Here is a 15,455-nt window from a genome sequence, read left to right as displayed (position 1 = left end):
GCGCCGGCGGGCCGGGTGCGGGTCGCGGCGCCGGCCGTGCCGGTGCGACCGTCGCGGTGCTCATGACGGCACCCGTTCGCTGGCCACCCGCCGCCGGAACACCCAGTAGGACCAGGCCTGATAGACCAGCACCCCGGGCAGGATCAGCACACCGGCGACGGTGAGCAGCTCCAGCGCCTCCGGTCCGGCGGCCGCGCCCGTGCGGGTCAGCGACCAGGCCGGGTCGAGGGTGCTGCGCAGCACCACGTCACCGTGCACGGTGAAGACCGCCACGACCGCCCCCGCGACCGCCGCCGCCACCGCCGCGAACGCGGTCACCTCCCGCGACCGGCGGGCCTGCAGACCGGCCACGAAGGTCAGGGCCGCCGCGGCGAGGGTGAGGCGCGAGCCCGTACCGATGCCGATGAGCAGCAGGGTGACCGCCGCGGCCGTGGCCGTGTGCCGGCCCAGGTCGCGGGCCCGGCGGCGCACCGGGCCGGTGGTGCGCAGCGCGAGGAACGTCGCACCCAGCAGGATCGCCGCGGCGAAGGCGGCGAGTGCGCCGAGCCCGGCGGCGGGCGACGCCAGCGGGGCGAGGCTGCGTTCCAGGCCGGTGCCGGTGACCTCGCCGTTCGCGCCGAGGGCCAGGCCGTCGACGAGGATGCCGAGGGTGGCGCCCCAGAGCAGCACGATGCCGGCCGAGCTGAGCGACAGCAGCCCGTCGCAGCGGCGCCGCCAGGCCGCCGAGTCGTGCTTGCCGCGGAACTCCAGGGCGACGCCGCGGACCGCGAGCAGCAGCAGGATCAGGACCATCGGCAGGTAGAGCGCGGAGAGCAGGGCGGCGTACCAGTCGGGGAAGGCGGCGAAGGTGACGCCGATCGCGGCGACCAGCCAGACCTCGTTGCCGTCCCAGAACGGGCCGACGGTGCGGATGATCGCCCCGCGCTCGTGCGGCGACCTGCCGAGGAACGGGCCGAGGATGCCGACGCCGAAGTCGAAGCCCTCCAGGACGAAGTAGAGCACCCAGGCGAGGACGAGGACCGCGAACCAGATGTCGATCATGACGCTCCTAATAGGCCGGGGCGGGCTCGGCGGCGGTCGCGGGGACCGGCGCGGCGGCCAGTGGCTGACGGGACAGGTGCATGACGAGCCGGCACCAGACCACCGCCAGCAGCCCGTAGATCAGGGTGAACCCGGCGAGCGACGCGATCACCTCGGCGCTGGTGAGGCCGGGGGAGATGCCGTCGGCCACCTTGGAGATGCCGAACGCCAGCCAGGGCTGTCGCGCGGTCTCGGTGAAGATCCAGCCGAAGGTGTTGGCCGCGGCCGGCAGCAGCGGCGCGAGCAGGGCGAAGCGGCGCACCCAGCCGGGGGTGCCGCGGCCCGGCTGCAGCAGGCGGGGCAGCCGCGTGAGCCGCAGAGAGGAGTTCGACCACAGGTAGTAGGCGGCGAAGACCATCGCCAGGATGCCCGCACCCATCATCAGCCGGAACGTCCAGAACGCCACCGGGATCATCGGGATGTAGCTGCCCGGTCCGTACTCGGCCACGTACTGCGCCTGCAGGTCGTCGATGCCCTGCACGGTCCCGGTGAACGACCCGGTCCCGAGGAACGACAGCAGGTACGGGATCTCGATGCTGAAGAACGGCCGGTCGTGGCCGAGCGACCCGATCGCGAAGACCGAGAACGGCGCCCCGGTGGTGGTCTCGTACAGCGCCTCGGCGGCGGCCATCTTCATCGGCTGCACCGCGGTCATCACCTTGCCGAGGTGGTCACCGCTGATCGCCACGGCCGCGCCGCCGACCAGGGTGATCCAGGCGCCGAGCCGGGCCAGGGTCCGGAAGGCCGTGTCGGCCGACGCCCGCCAGATCCCGATCGCCAGCAGCAGCCCGCCGCCGGCCATCGCGCACCCGGCGATGGTGTGCGGGAACGCGGCCAGCACCACCTCGTTGGTGAGCAGCTCGGTGAAGCTGGTCAGGTGCGCCCGCCCGGTCTCCGGGTCCAGCGCGTAGGCGACCGGGTTCTGCATGAACGAGTTGGCCGCCAGGATGATGTACGCCGACAGCAGCGTCCCCACCGCGACCACCACGATCGTGGCCGCGTGCAGCCGCCGGGGCAGCCGGTCCCATCCGAAGTACCACAGCGCCAGGAACGTCGCCTCGAGGAAGAACGCGAGCATGCCCTCGATCGCCAGGGTCGGCCCGAACACGTCGCCGTAGAACCGGGCGAACGCGCTCCACCCGAGCCCGAACTGGAACTCCTGCACCAGCCCGGTGACCACGCCGACCGCGAAGGTGACGATCAGCAGCTTGCCGACGAACTTGGTGAGCAGCAGATATCGCTCGTGCCCGGTGCGCATCCAGGCCAGCTGCAGCCCGGCCGCGGCGGCGGACAGGCAGATCGACAGCGGGACGAACAGATAGTGGTAGATCGTGACGACCGCGAACTGCAACCGGGTCAGGTCGAGCACATCCACGGCAAGCCCCCTCTTCTACGACGTGGCGTAGTAGATACTACGCCTTGTAGTACGACGCCGTGCAGTAGAGTGGGACACATGGCGATGGGGGACCTCGAGCGTGAGGTCATGACGAAGCTGTGGGACGCGCGCGAGCCGCTCACCGTCCGGCAGGTGCACGAGCTGCTCAGCCGCGACCGCGACCTGGCGTATACGACGGTGATGACCGTGCTCGACCGGCTCGCCAAGAAGAAACTGGTCACCCAGCAGAAAGCGGACCGCGCCTATCGGTACGCACCGGCGCAGACCCGCGAGGAGATGACCGCCGGCCTGATGCTGGACGCGCTCAGCGCCACCCCCGACCGCGACGCCGCCCTGGCGTACTTCGTGGGTCAGTTGCCCCCGGAAGCCCTGAAGGCGGCTATCGAAGCGGCACGCACCACCGAGCGGTGACCGCCCTCCTGCTCGGCGCGCTCGGGCTCACCCTGTCACTGGTCGCGCCGGGGATCCTGGCGCACGCCCGGTGGCTGGACCGTGCCCCGGTGGCCGGGGTGCTGCTCTGGCAGGCACTGACGCTCACCGCGGTGCTCTGTGCCCTGGGCGTCGTGCTCGCCGCCCCGGAGGAGGTGGCCCGCGCCGCCGGCGCCCGCCACCCGGAGACCGTGGCGGCGCTGGTCTTCTCGCTCGCGGTCGCCGCGACCATCGTGATCCGGCTGCTGATCTCGCTCGGCAAGGTGAGCTACCGGGCCCGGGCCCGGCGCGCCCGGCACCGCATGCTGGTCGACCTGCTGGACCGGGTCGAGCGCCGGGAGAAGATCGAGGGCGGCGAGGTGCGCGTCCTGGACGGCCCGCTGCCGATGGCCTACTGCGTGCCCGGCCGCGAACCGCGGGTGGTGCTCAGCGACGGCGTGCTGCGGGTGCTCGACCGCGAGCAGGTCGACGCGGTCCTCGCCCACGAGCGGGCCCATCTGCGGCACCGGCACGAGCTGGTGATGGAGTCGTTCACCGCCTTCTACCGGGCGGTGCCCCGGCCCCTGCGCAGCCGGGCGCCGCTGGACGCCGTACATCTGCTGTTGGAGATGGTGGCCGACGATGCCGCGAGGCGCCGCACCGGGCCCGCGCCGCTGCGGGCCGCGCTGGCTCGTCTGGCCGACGCCGTCCCCCTGGCGGAGGAGGTGGCAGCCGACCCGGAGGGTGAATCCCGGCGGCGCCGGCTGGCCCGGCTGGACGGCCCGGACCGTAGCTCGGTGGCGCTGACGGTGGCCGCGGCGCTCGCCGCGGTAGGCCTCCTGGCGTTACCCACCGTGATTCTCGTGGTCCCGTGGCTTGCGAGAGCCCTGGACGCCTGGCCGTTCTGAGTGCGCAGAGTAACGGCACCTGAGCGCACGGTTTCACCGCGTGGGCGCGCTTCAATTACCGGGATCATCCGAGTACGGTGATCCCCGGTTCGCCCAGCCCCCATCGTCCATCCGGCCGATCTGGCGGACCACCGCCTAATCGCTCGCGCGAGCCGGGGACCCAGGTCCCTTGGGGTGCAGCCGCGAACCCGCGGCCGGGCGCTCTTCCCGCCCGAACCCGTCAGCTAACCCGGTCGGCGGCTGGACAGGAAGAAAGGACAACGCACCTACGTGAAACGGATAGGCGCGCGGCGCGCCGGCCTCCTGCGTGGACTCATCTGCGCGGTGGTCGCGTCCGGGCTCGTTCTCACCGGACCGGCCGTTGCCCACGCCGAGCCCACGCCCTCCGGCATCGAGAAGCAGATCGATGAGGAGTGGAACAAGCTCGAACCCGTCATCGAGCAGTACAACGACGTGCACGGCAAGCTGAAGAAGCTGCAGAAACAGCAGAAGCAGCTGGAGAAGACCCTGGCGCCGCTGCAGAAGCAGGTGGACGCCGCCATGGTCGAGGTTCGCGGCCTCGCGGTGGACGCCTACATGCAGGGCCCGCCGAGCGCGATGAACGCCATCATGAGCGGCGACCCGGACAGCCTGACCGAGAAGCTGACCCTTCTCGACCAGCTGGCCTTCAACCAGGAGCAGTCCATCGCCGAGGTGGCGAAGCTGCGCGACAAGTACGCCGCCGACAAGGCGAAGGTGGACCAGCTCGAGGCCGAGATCGCCGTCCGCGACACCGACCTGGCGTCGAAGAAGAAGGCGATCGAGGGCGAGATCGAGGACCTCCAGAAGCTGCGGATCGAGGCGTACGGCACGGCGGACGTCAACGACGGCCCGCTGCGGACCGGTCCGTGCCCGGTGACGTACACCAACGACAAGGGTGGTCGCGCGGCCCAGAAGGCCTGCGACCTGATCGGCAAGCCTTACGTCTTCGGTTCCAACGGTCCGAACAGCTACGACTGCTCGGGCCTGACCCAGGAGGCGTGGGGTTCGGTCGGTGTGCACCTCGAGCACTACACGAAGGACCAGTGGGGCTCGACCCGAGCGGTCAGCCGCGACGAGTTGAAGCCGGGTGACCTGGTCTTCTACTACTCCGATCTGCACCACGTCGCCCTCTACATCGGCGGCAACAAGGTGGTGCACGCCCCGCACACGGGCGACCACGTGCGGATGGCGTCGATCGATCGCGGTCCGATCGCCGGCTATCGCCGGCCCGGTTAGGCCGCTCTTCGCGAGAACGGTCGCTGTCCACATCGGGCAGCGGCCGTTTCGTTTTTTCGGTACGGGCTACGCCTGCGCCCGTGGCTCATCCCGCCTCGGGGTTGCCGCTCTCACGATCCCGATGGTGCCGCAGCACCCGCCCCAGCAGAGCGACCAGCTCCCGGCGCTCCTCCGCGTCCAGCGGCGCCAGCAGCTCGTCCTGGATCGCGTCGACCCGCGCCGCCAGCTCCACCGCCCGCTCCCGCCCGCGGTCGGTGACGGTGATGACGTTGCGCCGCCGGTCGGCCGGGTCGGGGGAGCGCCCCACGAACCCTGTGCCCTCCAGCTCGTTGAGCGCGCCGACCAGGTCGCTGAGGTGGATGCCGGTGCGCCGCCCGAGGTCCGCCTGGCTGGCCGGCCCGTCCTCGATCAGCGACCGCAGCAGCCGGTGGTGATAGCCGCGCGCACCCATTGCTCCGAGCCCGTCGGCCACGAGGCGGTGCGCGAACGTCGCGGTCTGAGTGAGCAGCCAGCTCGGCAGGTGTTCCACGTGTCCAGCATAACATTGGACACACTAACGTTAGAATGACTAACGTTAGGTGCATGAATGAATTTCAGCTGCACGTCTCCCAGGAGCAGATCGACGACCTCCACGACCGGCTCACCCGCACCCGGTGGCCCGGCGAGGCAGCCGGCGCCGGCTGGGATCACGGCATCCCGCAGGACCGGGTCCGGGCACTGGCCGAGCACTGGGCGAAGTTCGACTGGCGGGCACACGAGGCCGAACTCAACGCCCTCCCGCAGTTCGTCACCGAGATCGGCGGTGAGCGGGTCTACTTCATGCACCTGCGCAACGCCGACCGGAGAGCGCTGCCGCTCGTGCTGACCCACGGTTGGCCCGGTTCCACCGTCGAGTTCCTCGACGTCGCCCGTTCCCTGGCCGAGCACTTCCACGTGGTGATCCCCGGCATCCCCGGGTACGGCCTGTCCGGGCCCACCACTCGCACCGGCTGGGGCATCCGGCGGGTCGCCCGCGCCTGGGCCGAGCTGATGGACCGCCTCGGCTACCAGCGCTACGGCGCGCAGGGCGGCGACTGGGGTTCCGGCGTCTCCCGCCTGCTCGCCGCCGAGGCGCCGGGCCGGGTCGTCGGCGTCCACGTCAACTACCTGCCCACGCCCGGCTCACCGGACGGCCTGGACGAGACTGACCGGGCCCGGGTGGAGAAGACCGTGCGGCTGGCCGCCAACCGGCACCCGCACCAAATCCTGTTCGCCGCGACCCCGCAGACCCCGGCCTACGCGCTCAACGACTCGCCGGCCGGTCAGCTGGCGTTCCTCGCCGAGAAGTTCGACACCTGGGCGGACCCGGCGACACCCGTGCCCGACGACCGGATCGTGGCGAACGTGGCCCACCACTGGTTCATGGGCACCGCCGGATCGGCCGCCCGCCTCATCAAGGAGAGCTTCCGGCCGGTCACCGACCCGTGCCCGGTGCCGCTCGGCGTGGCCGTCCTGCCCGGCGACATCGTCCAGTCCGTGCGCCCGCTCGCCGAGCAGCGCTTCGACGTCCGGCACTGGACCGAGTTCGAGCGCGGCGGCCACTTCGCGGCGCTGGAGGTCCCGCACGCCTTCGCCGCCGACGTCACGGCCTTCTTCCGCACGCTCGACGGCCGGTGATCCGCACGCTCGACGGGCCGGTGACGCCGCACGATCGACCGCGGTGACCGGCGCGCGCCGGGTGTGGCGGCCCACAGATCCCACCCGGCCGGCCGGGGCATAATCGCCTCCTATGAGCGATGCCTTGATCGACAGCCTCACCGCGGCGGTGCAGGCCCGCCCCGACGACCTGCCACTGCGGCTGCACCTGGCCGAACTGCTGGTGGCCGCCGGCCGCGGTGGCGAGGCGATCGCGCACGCCGCTCAGGTGCTGGCCCGCGAGCCCGGCAACACCACCGCCCAGCAGCTGATGGCCGGCGCGCTGGGCACACCACCCGCCGCGCCGGCGGAGAAGCCCGCCGAGCCGACGGAGAAGCCCGCCGAGAGGCCCGCCCCGGCCGGTGGGGTCGACTGGGCCGCCCTGGAGCAGCAGTTCGGCGACGTGGTGCCGCCCCGCTTCGCCCGCGACGGCGAGCCCGACCCGGTGCACGGCCACGCCGACCGCACCTTCGACGTGGAACGCTCCACCGTCACGCTGGCCGACGTCGGCGGGATGGCCGAGGTCAAGAAGCGCCTCGAGGTCGCCTTCCTCGGCCCGATGCGCAACCCGAAACTGCGCTCGCTGTTCGGCAAGAGCCTGCGCGGCGGCCTGCTGCTCTACGGCCCGCCCGGCTGCGGCAAGACGTTCCTGGCCCGCGCGGTCGCCGGTGAGATGGGCGCCGCGTTCATCTCGCTGAGCATCACCGACGTGCTGAACATGTGGATCGGCAGCTCCGAGCGCAACCTGCACGACCTGTTCGAGTCGGCCCGCGGCCACGCCCCGTGCGTGCTGTTCCTCGACGAGATCGACGCGCTCGGGCACAAGCGCAGCCAGCTGCAGTCGTCCATGCGGACCGTGGTGAACCAGCTGCTCACCGAGCTGGACGGGGTGGACGGCGGCAACGACGGCGTCTTCGTGCTGGCCGCGACGAACGCGCCGTGGGACGTCGACGCGGCCCTGCGCCGGCCCGGCCGCCTGGACCGCACCGTGCTGGTCCTGCCGCCCGACGACGCGGCCCGCGCCGCCATCCTGGAGTACCACCTGCGCGACCGCCCGGTCGCCGGCATCGACCTGGCCCAGGTCGCCGCGGCCACCGAGCACTACTCCGGCGCCGACCTCGCGCACGTCTGCGAGACCGCCGCGGAGTACGCGATGCGCGACTCGATCGCCACCGGCGAGATCCGCATGATCAGCCAGGCGGACATGCTGGCCGCCGCCCGCGAGGTGCGCCCGTCCACCGACGCCTGGTTCGCCACCGCCCGCAACGTCGCCACGTTCGCCAACACCAGCGGCGAGTACGACGACCTGGCCGCGTACCTGAAGAAGCGCAAGGTGCGGTGACGCCCGCGTCCCGGGCGCGGATGCTCGCCGGCCTGGGTCGCCTGCGTGAGGCCGAGGACGCGGTCCGGGCCGGCCTGATCGACCTGCCCACCGACCCGGAGCTGCTCGCCCTGCTGGCCGCCCTGCTGCGGTTGCAGGGCCGCCGGGTGGACGCGCTCGCCGCCGCGCGGGCCGCGGTGGCGGCCGGCCCACAGTTCGCCGTCACCCACATCGAGCGGGCCGAGTGCCTGCTGCTGACGTCGGAGAAGAACGACGCCCGGGCGGACCGGGCACGCCTGGACGAGGCCCTGCGCGAGGCCGAGGAGGCGGTCCGGCTGCGCCCGGCGTTCCCGCCCGCCTACCGGGTGCTGGCCCGGGTGCTGACGCTGCGCCGCGACTTCGACCGGGCCCGCGAGGCGGCGGAGCGGGCCCTGGAGTTCGCCCCGGAGTCGGTGCCGGACCTGCTGACCCTGGCCGAGGTCGAGCGCCAGGCCGGCCGGCGCGACGCCGCCCGCCGGGCCGCCGGCGACGCCCTCGCCCGCGACCCGGAGAACCCGCAGGGCCGCTGGCTGATCGCGCTGCTGGACGCGGAGCGGATGCGGGTCGGGCCGGCCATGCGCGCGCTGCGTGACCTGGCCGCCGACCACCCGGCCGGGCTCGACGTGGCGACGATGACCTGGCCGATCCGCGGCCTGCTGGCCGGCCTGCACCGGGGTCTGGGTGTCGGGGTGCTGGTGGCCGCGCTGCTCGCGGTGGCCGGATCGTGGTTGCCGGGATCGGTGCTGGTCGCCCGCGCGGCCGCGGCGACCGTCGCGGCGGTGCTGCTGGTCTTCGCCGGCCGGGTGCTGATCCCGGCGGGCGCGCTGCCCTGGCGCTGCCTGGCCATGCTGGCGGCCCGGGTCCGCTGGGCGGTGCTCGCCGGCCTGGCCGCGGCGGCCGCGACGGTCGCCCTGCTGGTGGCCTACGCGGCGGCCGGGCGATGGCAGTTGATGGCGCTCGCCGTCGTGGCGCGGCTCCTGCTCCTGGTGGCCCGGCGGGCCGATCCGGTGTGACGCTGCCCAAAACAATCTTGCCCAATCGGCAAGATCGCCGGATGCTGTCCCGACATCAAAATGTCGGGGGAGTGTCATGGCGATTTCCAGCGTCCGTCACCGGGCGTCGGCCGCCGCCCGCGAACTCGCCCTCGTCGCGGCGCTGTTCCTGGTCTACAAGGTGGCCCGGCTGGCCGCGAACGGGCACGTCGGCGAGGCCTTCGGCAACGCGCACTGGATCTGGAACGCCGAGCGCGCGCTGCGCCTGCCCGGCGAACTGGCCGTGCAACAGGCCCTGCTCGGCTCGCCCGCGCTGGTCACCGCCGCGAACAGCTACTACGCGTACGTCCACTTCCCGGCGACCGCCGCCTGCCTGATCTGGCTCTACCTGCGCCGCCCGGCCCACTACCGCTGGACCCGCAACGTGCTGGTGCTGCTCACCTCCGGCGCGCTGGCCGTGCACTTCCTGATCCCGCTGGCCCCGCCCCGGATGCTCACCGGCACCGGCATGCTCGACCTGGGCCGCCTCTTCGGCCCGGGCGTCTACGGCCCGCCGGAGACCGATCAGCTCTCCAACCAGTACGCCGCGATGCCGTCGCTGCACGTCGGCTGGGCCGTCGTGGTCGCGGTCGCCCTGCTCACCGCGACCTCCGCGCGGCACCGCGGACTGTGGCTGCTGCACCCGGCGATCACCCTGCTCGTCGTGGTCGCCACCGGCAACCACTACTGGCTCGACGCCGTCGCCGCCGGCGCCCTGGTCGCGGCCGCCTACGCGCTGCTGCGCCGGCAGCGCCCAGCGGTTGTAGGCTCCGAACCGTGCGACTGGAGTGGCCCGACTGCACCAACGCCCGCGACCTCGGCGGCACCCCCGCCGGTGACGGCCGCCGGATCCGGCCCGGCGCGCTGATCCGCTCCGACAGCCACGGGCTGCTCACCACCACCTCGGTCGGCACGCTGCGCGCCCTGCGGCCGGCGCTGATCCTGGACCTGCGCTGGCCCCGCGAGTGCGAACGGGACCCGAGCCCGCTGGCCGGCGACCCGGCCTATCGCAACGTGCCGCTGCTGTCCGACCCGCTCGGCTACGAGCCGCCGGAGGACACCTACGCGCCGATGCTGGACCACAACGGGGAGCGGATCGCCCGGGCCTGCCAGGAGATCGCCGCGGCCCCGCCCGGCGCGGTGCTGGTGCACTGCCACGGCGGCCGGGACCGCACCGGCGCGCTGATCGCGCTGCTGCTCGGTGTGGCGGGGGTGGACGCCGGGACGATCGCGGCGGACTTCGCCCGTACCCCCGGAACCGATGCCGTGGCGATGCGCAACACGCTGGCGCACGCCGACCGGCGCTATGGCGGCGTGGAGGCCTATCTGCGGCAGGCCGGTGTGCCGGCCGCCGACCTGGACCGGATCCGCGAGCGCCTGCTCGAGCCCGCAGACGCGGAAGGACCCCGCCGCGAGCAAGCGGCGGGGTCCTCCGAGTAGTGGATCAGGCGACCGCGTAGAGGGCCTCCGGGGTGACCGCCCCGGCGAACACCCGGCCGTCGTCGGTGAGCAGGACGGTGAAGAGCGCGCCGCTCAGCAGGCGCCCGCTGCCCCACTCGCCGCTGACCTTCGGCATGGTGTTGAGGAAGCTCTGCACCATCTGGCTCTCCTCCGCGCCGGCCTTGGCGGCGTCGGCGGCCACGGCGTCCGGCGTCTCGGGCAGCTTGGCCGTCAGGATCGACGTCCAGCCCTTGCCGATCACCTTCGGCTCGCTCGCCGCGTCGGCGCCCTGGCGGGCCTCCGGCTTGACCGCGTCCGGCTTGGCGCCGTGCGGCGCGAAGACCGTGCCGGCCTCGTCGACCTTGGCGCCCGGCGGCGGATTGAAGGTGAACTGCTCGGCGTCCGGCACGTCGAAGCTGATCTGCTCGAACGCGACCCGCACGGCCGGCTTCACGGCGTTCTTCGCGTAGACGTCCACCCGCAGCGGGATGTGCTCGACCGCGTCGACGGCGAGCCGCACCTGGCCGACCAGCGAGGTGTCGTCCTTCGGCGTGAGCACCATCTCGTACGCGTCGCGCCCGGCCACCTCGGCGGCGCCGGTGGTGGCGACCTTGGTGCTCGGGTCGATCGCCGCGAGGGCCGCGTCGGCCGCCTCCTGCGGGGTGGAGGGCACCCCGGTCGGCAGCGACTTCGGGTCCTGCTTGTCGGCCGGCAGCTTGGCGTGGGTGCCCTCGTTCTTCGAGCTGTTCCACACCCAGACGTCCGACCCGTTGCGGATCACGTCGGTCTCGCCGTCGGTGCCGAGCAGTGCCAGCCGCACCTTCTCGTCACCGGCGTACCAGACCCGGGCGGTGTTGCTGCCGGCGATCAGGCTGGTGAGCCCGCCACCGGAGCCGGCCGCCTGGCCGAGCAGCCCGGCGATCCCGGGCAGACCCAGGTCGGAACTCTGCACCACGGTGCCGGAGAGCCCGTCCGGGTCGGCGTTCTGCAGATCGACCAGCAGTTCGGCGGCGGTGCGCTCGGGCAGAGCCGGGTCGGCGCTCGCCACGATCGTTCCGGCCGCCGCGCCGCCACCGATGACCGCTACCGCGGCGGCCGACGGTACCAGCCAGCGCAGCGCCGGCCTGGACCTGAACACGGACACGATGTCCACCTCCTGTTGTCTGGCTCCCATCGTGCTCCGGCACCGCTGTGATCCCGCTGAGAAAGTCCCTTAGGGGAGGACCCCGCCGGGTCGGCCAGATAGCGTGTTTCCTGGCATAAAAGACAGTATCGGGGGAGTCATGGACAGGCCCACCTACCAGGGGCGACCGCTGCCCCGTCCCGGCGAGGACCTCGCCGACCAGGGACTCGCGTTCGACCTGGGGACGATGGCCCGGCGCCGCCAGGTGCTGCGCGCCTTCGGCCTGGGCGCCGTCGCGCTCGGCCTGGGCGCCTGCGGCGACGACGCGGAGGAGGTGCCGCAGACCAACGACTCCACCCTCACGGAGATCCCGGACGAGACGGCCGGGCCGTACCCCGGTGACGGCTCGAACGGGCCGAACGTGCTCAGCGAGAGCAGCGTCGTGCGCAGCGACATCCGGTCCAGCTTCGGCTCGGCGAGCGGCACCGCCGAGGGCATCCCGATGACGCTCACCCTGACCGTCAAGGACCTGGCGAACGCCGGCGCGGCCTTCGCCGGGGTGGCCGTCTACGTCTGGCACTGCAACCGGGCCGGGGAGTACTCGCTCTACTCCGCCGGGATCACCGGCGAGAACTACCTGCGCGGCGTGCAGATCGCCGACGACGCCGGGAAAGTCGAGTTCACCAGCATCTTCCCGGCCTGCTACAGCGGACGGTGGCCGCACGTCCACTTCGAGGTCTACCCCGATCAGGAAGCCATCACCGACTCCACCGCGGCGATCGCCACGTCACAGGTCGCCCTGCCCGAGGCGGTCTGCCGGCAGGCGTACGCGACCGCCGGCTACGAGACCTCGGTCACCAACTTCGAGCAGGTGTCGCTGGACGACGACAACGTGTTCGGCGAGGACTCCGGCGCCACCCAGCTGGCCACCGTCACCGGCGACGCCACCAGCGGGTACGCGGTCTCACTCGTCGTCGGCGTGGACACCACGACCACCCCGACGGGCGGGCAGAACACCGGCGACGGGGCACCGTCCGGCGCACCCGGCGGTCCGGGTGGCTCGCCGCCGAGCGGGATGCGCCCGAGCGGCCCGCCGCCCAGCCGCTGAGAGGTCGCTGAGAGCTGGTGCCGTCACCCCGCCGCGGCATGCCAAGGTGTGAGGGTGCGGTTGCTGGTGGTGGAGGATGAGGCACGGCTCGCCGCGGCGCTGCGCCGTGGACTGCAGGCCGAGGGCTTCGCGGTGGACGTCGCCGCCGACGGGCAGGACGGGCTCGAGATGGCCCGGCACGGCGGTTACGACGCGATGATCCTGGACGTGATGCTGCCCCGCCTCTCCGGTTACCGGGTGGTGCGGCAGCTGCGTGCCGAGCGGCACTGGCTGCCGGTGCTCATGCTCAGCGCCAAGGACGGGGAGTACGACCAGGCCGACGGCCTCGACTGCGGCGCCGACGACTACCTGACCAAACCGTTCTCGTACGTCGTGCTGCTCGCCCGCCTGCGTGCCCTGCTGCGCCGTGGCGCGCAGGCGCGCCCGGTGGTGCTGAGCTTCGGCGACATCGAGCTCGACCCGGCCGAGCGCCGGGTGCTGGTCGCCGGCGACGAGGTCACCCTGACCGCCCGCGAGTTCGCCTTCCTGGAATACCTGATGCGCCGCCCCGGCCAGGTGGTGTCCAAGACCGAGCTGCTCGACCACGTCTGGGACGCCGCGCTGGAGACCGCGCCGAACGCGGTCGAGGTCTACGCCGGCTACCTGCGCCGCAAGATCGGCCGGGATCGCCTGGAGACGGTGCGCGGCGCCGGCTACCGGCTGGCCGCCGCCACGCCGGTCACCTAGATGCGCCGCATCCGCGAGCTGAGCCTGCGTGCCCGGCTGCTGCTGGTCTCCGCCGCCGGGCTCACCCTGGGCCTGGCCGCGGGCGGCCTGCTGCTGGTCGCGGTCCTCGGCTACGCGCAGACCCGCTCGGTGCACTCCGAGTCGATGGACACCGCGAAAGGCGTGCAGCGCCTCGTCGACCAGGGCGCGCTGACCAACCCCATCCCGGTCACCCCGGGCGTGCAGGTCCAGGTGATCGACGCCGCGGACCGGGTCATCGCGGTCTCCGCCACCGCCGACCGCCTGGTGCCGATCCTCTACGCCGACGAGCTGCGCGACCTGCCCGACGGGCGCAGCGTCCCGATCCGCGGCACCCGGATCGGCTACGTCGGCGAGGCGCGCGTCGTGAAGCTCACCGCCGGGCCGCCGACGGCTCCGGTGCGGATCCTGGTGGCCCGGTCCACCGACCAGATCACCCAGAGCGTGCACCTGCTGCGGCTCACCCTGGCGGTCGTCTACCCGATGCTGGTGGTGCTGCTCGCGGTGATCCTGTGGCGGGCGCTGGGCGCCGCGCTGAAACCGGTGGACGCGCTGCGCTCCGGCGCGGAGGAGATCACCGGCGGCACCCGGGCCGGCCGGCTGCCGGTGCCGGACTCGCGCGACGAGGTCCACCGGCTCGCCGTCACCCTCAACGACATGCTGCACCGGCTCGACTCGGCGCGGGCCCGGCAGCGGGCGTTCGTCGCCGACGCCGCGCACGAGCTGCGCAGCCCGCTGACCAACATGCGCACCGAGCTGGAGGTGGCGCAGCGGCTGCCGGACGACACCGACTGGCCGGCGCTCACCGACGACCTGCTCGCCGACGTGCAGCGGCTCTCCCGGCTCGTCGACGACCTGCTCCTGCTGGCCCGCCAGGACGACGGCACGGCCCGCGCGGTCGCCGGCCGGGTCGAGGAGCTCGACCTGGCCCAGCTGGTCGGCGAGGCCGTGGAACGCTATCCGGACGTCGAGTACCGCGACGCCGGCGAACCGCTGCCGCTGGTCGGCGAACCGGACGCGCTCGCCCGGGTGGTGGCGAACCTGCTGGACAACGCCCTGCGGCACCGGCGGGAGAAGGTCAGCGTCAGCACCGCCGCGGACGGCGCCGACCTGCTGATCGTGGTCACCGACGACGGCCCGGGCATCCCGGAGGAGGACCGGGAACGGGTCTTCCACCGGTTCACCCGCCTCGACGACGCCCGCGCCCGCGACGCCGGCGGCTCCGGGCTGGGGCTGGCGATCGTCCGCGAGCTGGTGCGCCGGCACGGCGGCACGGTCACCCTGGGCGACGCCGGGCCGGGCCTGCGCGTCGAGGTCCGGCTGCCGGCCGGGCGCTGACTCAGCTGGGCGACGGGGACGGCAGCGGCCCGCGGTCGACGAAGCTGAACGTGGACAGCGGCGGCGCGTCGCTGGGCTGCTCCACGAACAGTTTCTTGTCCTCGGGGCTGCACTGCACCAGGCCGTACGTCTTGTTGCTGATCGTGAAGGCCGGCCGCCCGCGGTCGTCCTCGTGCTCGGCGCGGGTCAGCGTGAAAACGGTCGCGTCGGTCGGCTCGCACTCGGCCGCCACCAGCGACCCCGAGTTCCCGCCGAGCCGCACGCCCAGGCAGACCTCGTCGCCGGCCGGGTCGTGCAGCGAGCGGATCAGGAAGTCCACACCGACCGGGATCAGCGCGAACTCCGACTTCGCGCCGGTGCCGTCCCCCGCCTCGACCTCGGTGAAGTGCGAGTCCAGGGCCAGGTCGCGGTCGACCTCGACGATGTGGATGAGGGTGCGGTGCCGGCCGGCCCGGATCGCGGCCAGCCGTTCCTCCTGGGTCTGCGGGGCGGGCGCCGCGGACGGCCGGGGCGAAGCCGACGTGGGCGGGGAGCCGCCCGCCTGCCGGGCGCCGTCCGGCAGGTAGCGGATCGCGGCGCCGAGGCCGG

15 protein-coding genes, 1 pseudogene and 1 riboswitch are annotated in these 15,455 nt (G+C 73.1%); of the genes and pseudogenes, 11 read left to right on the top strand and 5 right to left on the bottom strand.

Annotated features, from left to right (window positions below; all coding sequences use genetic code 11):
• Window positions 1-60: 60 nt before the first annotated feature.
• Together cydB and AB0F81_RS45560 are read right to left on the bottom strand one after the other, a co-directional pair.
• Window positions 61-1,041: a cytochrome d ubiquinol oxidase subunit II gene (cydB, locus tag AB0F81_RS45565; RefSeq protein WP_360209650.1), complete on the bottom strand. Its 981-nt coding sequence runs from the start codon at window positions 1,039-1,041 to the stop codon at window positions 61-63.
• 7 nt (window positions 1,042-1,048) lie between these two features.
• Complete coding sequence (locus tag AB0F81_RS45560) at window positions 1,049-2,455, bottom strand: cytochrome ubiquinol oxidase subunit I (RefSeq protein ID WP_360209648.1); 1,407 nt, start codon at window positions 2,453-2,455, stop codon at window positions 1,049-1,051.
• Window positions 2,456-2,533: 78 nt separating this feature from the next.
• Here AB0F81_RS45560 and AB0F81_RS45555 point away from each other — a divergent pair, with 78 nt between their 5' ends.
• The 3 genes from AB0F81_RS45555 (at window position 2,534) to AB0F81_RS45545 (ending at window position 5,049) form a co-directional block, all read left to right on the top strand.
• Window positions 2,534-2,887, top strand: a complete 354-nt coding sequence (locus AB0F81_RS45555; protein ID WP_360209646.1) for a BlaI/MecI/CopY family transcriptional regulator — start codon at window positions 2,534-2,536, stop codon at window positions 2,885-2,887.
• On the top strand, window positions 2,884-3,792 hold the full coding sequence (locus AB0F81_RS45550; RefSeq protein ID WP_360209644.1) for a M56 family metallopeptidase: 909 nt from the start codon (window positions 2,884-2,886) through the stop codon (window positions 3,790-3,792). The genes AB0F81_RS45555 and AB0F81_RS45550 overlap by 4 nt, the downstream gene beginning before the upstream one ends.
• Before the next feature lie 122 nt (window positions 3,793-3,914).
• A riboswitch (cyclic di-AMP (ydaO/yuaA leader) is annotated at window positions 3,915-4,045 on the top strand.
• A 17-nt stretch (window positions 4,046-4,062) separates the two neighbouring features.
• Window positions 4,063-5,049: an NlpC/P60 family protein gene (locus tag AB0F81_RS45545; RefSeq protein ID WP_360209642.1), complete on the top strand. Its 987-nt coding sequence runs from the start codon at window positions 4,063-4,065 to the stop codon at window positions 5,047-5,049.
• 85 nt (window positions 5,050-5,134) lie between these two features.
• Here the strand turns inward: AB0F81_RS45545 and AB0F81_RS45540 are convergent, their stop codons facing one another.
• Window positions 5,135-5,578 (bottom strand): MarR family transcriptional regulator, encoded by a 444-nt coding sequence (locus AB0F81_RS45540; RefSeq protein WP_360209640.1) that lies wholly within the window; start codon window positions 5,576-5,578, stop codon window positions 5,135-5,137.
• A gap of 53 nt (window positions 5,579-5,631) precedes the next feature.
• Here AB0F81_RS45540 and AB0F81_RS45535 point away from each other — a divergent pair, with 53 nt between their 5' ends.
• The 5 genes from AB0F81_RS45535 (at window position 5,632) to AB0F81_RS45515 (ending at window position 10,554) form a co-directional block, all read left to right on the top strand.
• Complete coding sequence (locus tag AB0F81_RS45535; RefSeq protein ID WP_360209638.1) at window positions 5,632-6,705, top strand: epoxide hydrolase family protein; 1,074 nt, start codon at window positions 5,632-5,634, stop codon at window positions 6,703-6,705.
• Between the two features lie 112 nt (window positions 6,706-6,817).
• A complete protein-coding gene (locus tag AB0F81_RS45530) occupies window positions 6,818-8,065 on the top strand; it encodes an AAA family ATPase (RefSeq protein ID WP_360209636.1) in 1,248 nt (415 codons plus the stop codon).
• Window positions 8,062-9,096: a hypothetical protein gene (locus tag AB0F81_RS45525; protein WP_360209634.1), complete on the top strand. Its 1,035-nt coding sequence runs from the start codon at window positions 8,062-8,064 to the stop codon at window positions 9,094-9,096. The genes AB0F81_RS45530 and AB0F81_RS45525 overlap by 4 nt, the downstream gene beginning before the upstream one ends.
• A 76-nt stretch (window positions 9,097-9,172) precedes the next feature.
• Window positions 9,173-9,982, top strand: coding sequence for a phosphatase PAP2 family protein (locus AB0F81_RS45520; protein ID WP_360209632.1), 810 nt, complete (start codon window positions 9,173-9,175; stop codon window positions 9,980-9,982).
• The gene (locus AB0F81_RS45515) at window positions 9,892-10,554 is read left to right on the top strand and encodes a tyrosine-protein phosphatase (protein WP_360209630.1); all 663 of its coding nucleotides are present in this window, start codon (window positions 9,892-9,894) and stop codon (window positions 10,552-10,554) included. Before AB0F81_RS45520 ends, AB0F81_RS45515 begins: the two co-directional genes overlap by 91 nt.
• A 4-nt stretch (window positions 10,555-10,558) precedes the next feature.
• Here AB0F81_RS45515 and AB0F81_RS45510 read toward each other — a convergent pair whose 3' ends face one another.
• The gene (locus tag AB0F81_RS45510; protein WP_360209628.1) at window positions 10,559-11,698 is read right to left on the bottom strand and encodes a sigma-E factor regulatory protein RseB domain-containing protein; all 1,140 of its coding nucleotides are present in this window, start codon (window positions 11,696-11,698) and stop codon (window positions 10,559-10,561) included.
• Window positions 11,699-11,837: 139 nt separating this feature from the next.
• Between AB0F81_RS45510 and AB0F81_RS45505 the strand changes: the two genes are divergently transcribed.
• From AB0F81_RS45505 to AB0F81_RS45495, 3 genes are read left to right on the top strand one after another with little or no spacing between them, the layout of a single operon-like run.
• The gene (locus AB0F81_RS45505) at window positions 11,838-12,785 is read left to right on the top strand and encodes a 3,4-dioxygenase subunit beta (protein WP_360209626.1); all 948 of its coding nucleotides are present in this window, start codon (window positions 11,838-11,840) and stop codon (window positions 12,783-12,785) included.
• 54 nt (window positions 12,786-12,839) lie between these two features.
• Entirely contained in the window at window positions 12,840-13,511 is a 672-nt protein-coding gene (locus AB0F81_RS45500; protein WP_360209624.1) for a response regulator transcription factor, read from the top strand.
• Entirely contained in the window at window positions 13,512-14,867 is a 1,356-nt protein-coding gene (locus AB0F81_RS45495) for an ATP-binding protein (RefSeq protein WP_360209622.1), read from the top strand.
• 1 nt (window position 14,868) lies between these two features.
• Here the strand turns inward: AB0F81_RS45495 and AB0F81_RS45490 are convergent.
• Window positions 14,869-15,455, bottom strand: a pseudogene (locus AB0F81_RS45490) (serine/threonine protein kinase); the annotation flags it as partial.

The organism is Actinoplanes sp. NPDC024001 (assembly GCF_040638955.1).
Taxonomy (GTDB): domain Bacteria; phylum Actinomycetota; class Actinomycetes; order Mycobacteriales; family Micromonosporaceae; genus Actinoplanes.
The sequence above is the reverse complement of the archived record's forward strand: the minus strand, read 5'-3'. Positions and strand labels throughout refer to the sequence as shown.

Coding starts and splice junctions, on each gene's coding strand:
- cydB (WP_360209650.1), bottom strand. CDS start 1,041: ATGATCGACATCTGGTTCGCGGTCCTCGTCCTCGCCTGGGTGCTCTAC.
- AB0F81_RS45555 (WP_360209646.1), top strand. CDS start 2,534: ATGGCGATGGGGGACCTCGAGCGTGAGGTCATGACGAAGCTGTGGGAC.
- AB0F81_RS45535 (WP_360209638.1), top strand. CDS start 5,632: ATGAATGAATTTCAGCTGCACGTCTCCCAGGAGCAGATCGACGACCTC.
- AB0F81_RS45530 (WP_360209636.1), top strand. CDS start 6,818: ATGAGCGATGCCTTGATCGACAGCCTCACCGCGGCGGTGCAGGCCCGC.
- AB0F81_RS45520 (WP_360209632.1), top strand. CDS start 9,173: ATGGCGATTTCCAGCGTCCGTCACCGGGCGTCGGCCGCCGCCCGCGAA.
- AB0F81_RS45505 (WP_360209626.1), top strand. CDS start 11,838: ATGGACAGGCCCACCTACCAGGGGCGACCGCTGCCCCGTCCCGGCGAG.
- AB0F81_RS45495 (WP_360209622.1), top strand. CDS start 13,512: ATGCGCCGCATCCGCGAGCTGAGCCTGCGTGCCCGGCTGCTGCTGGTC.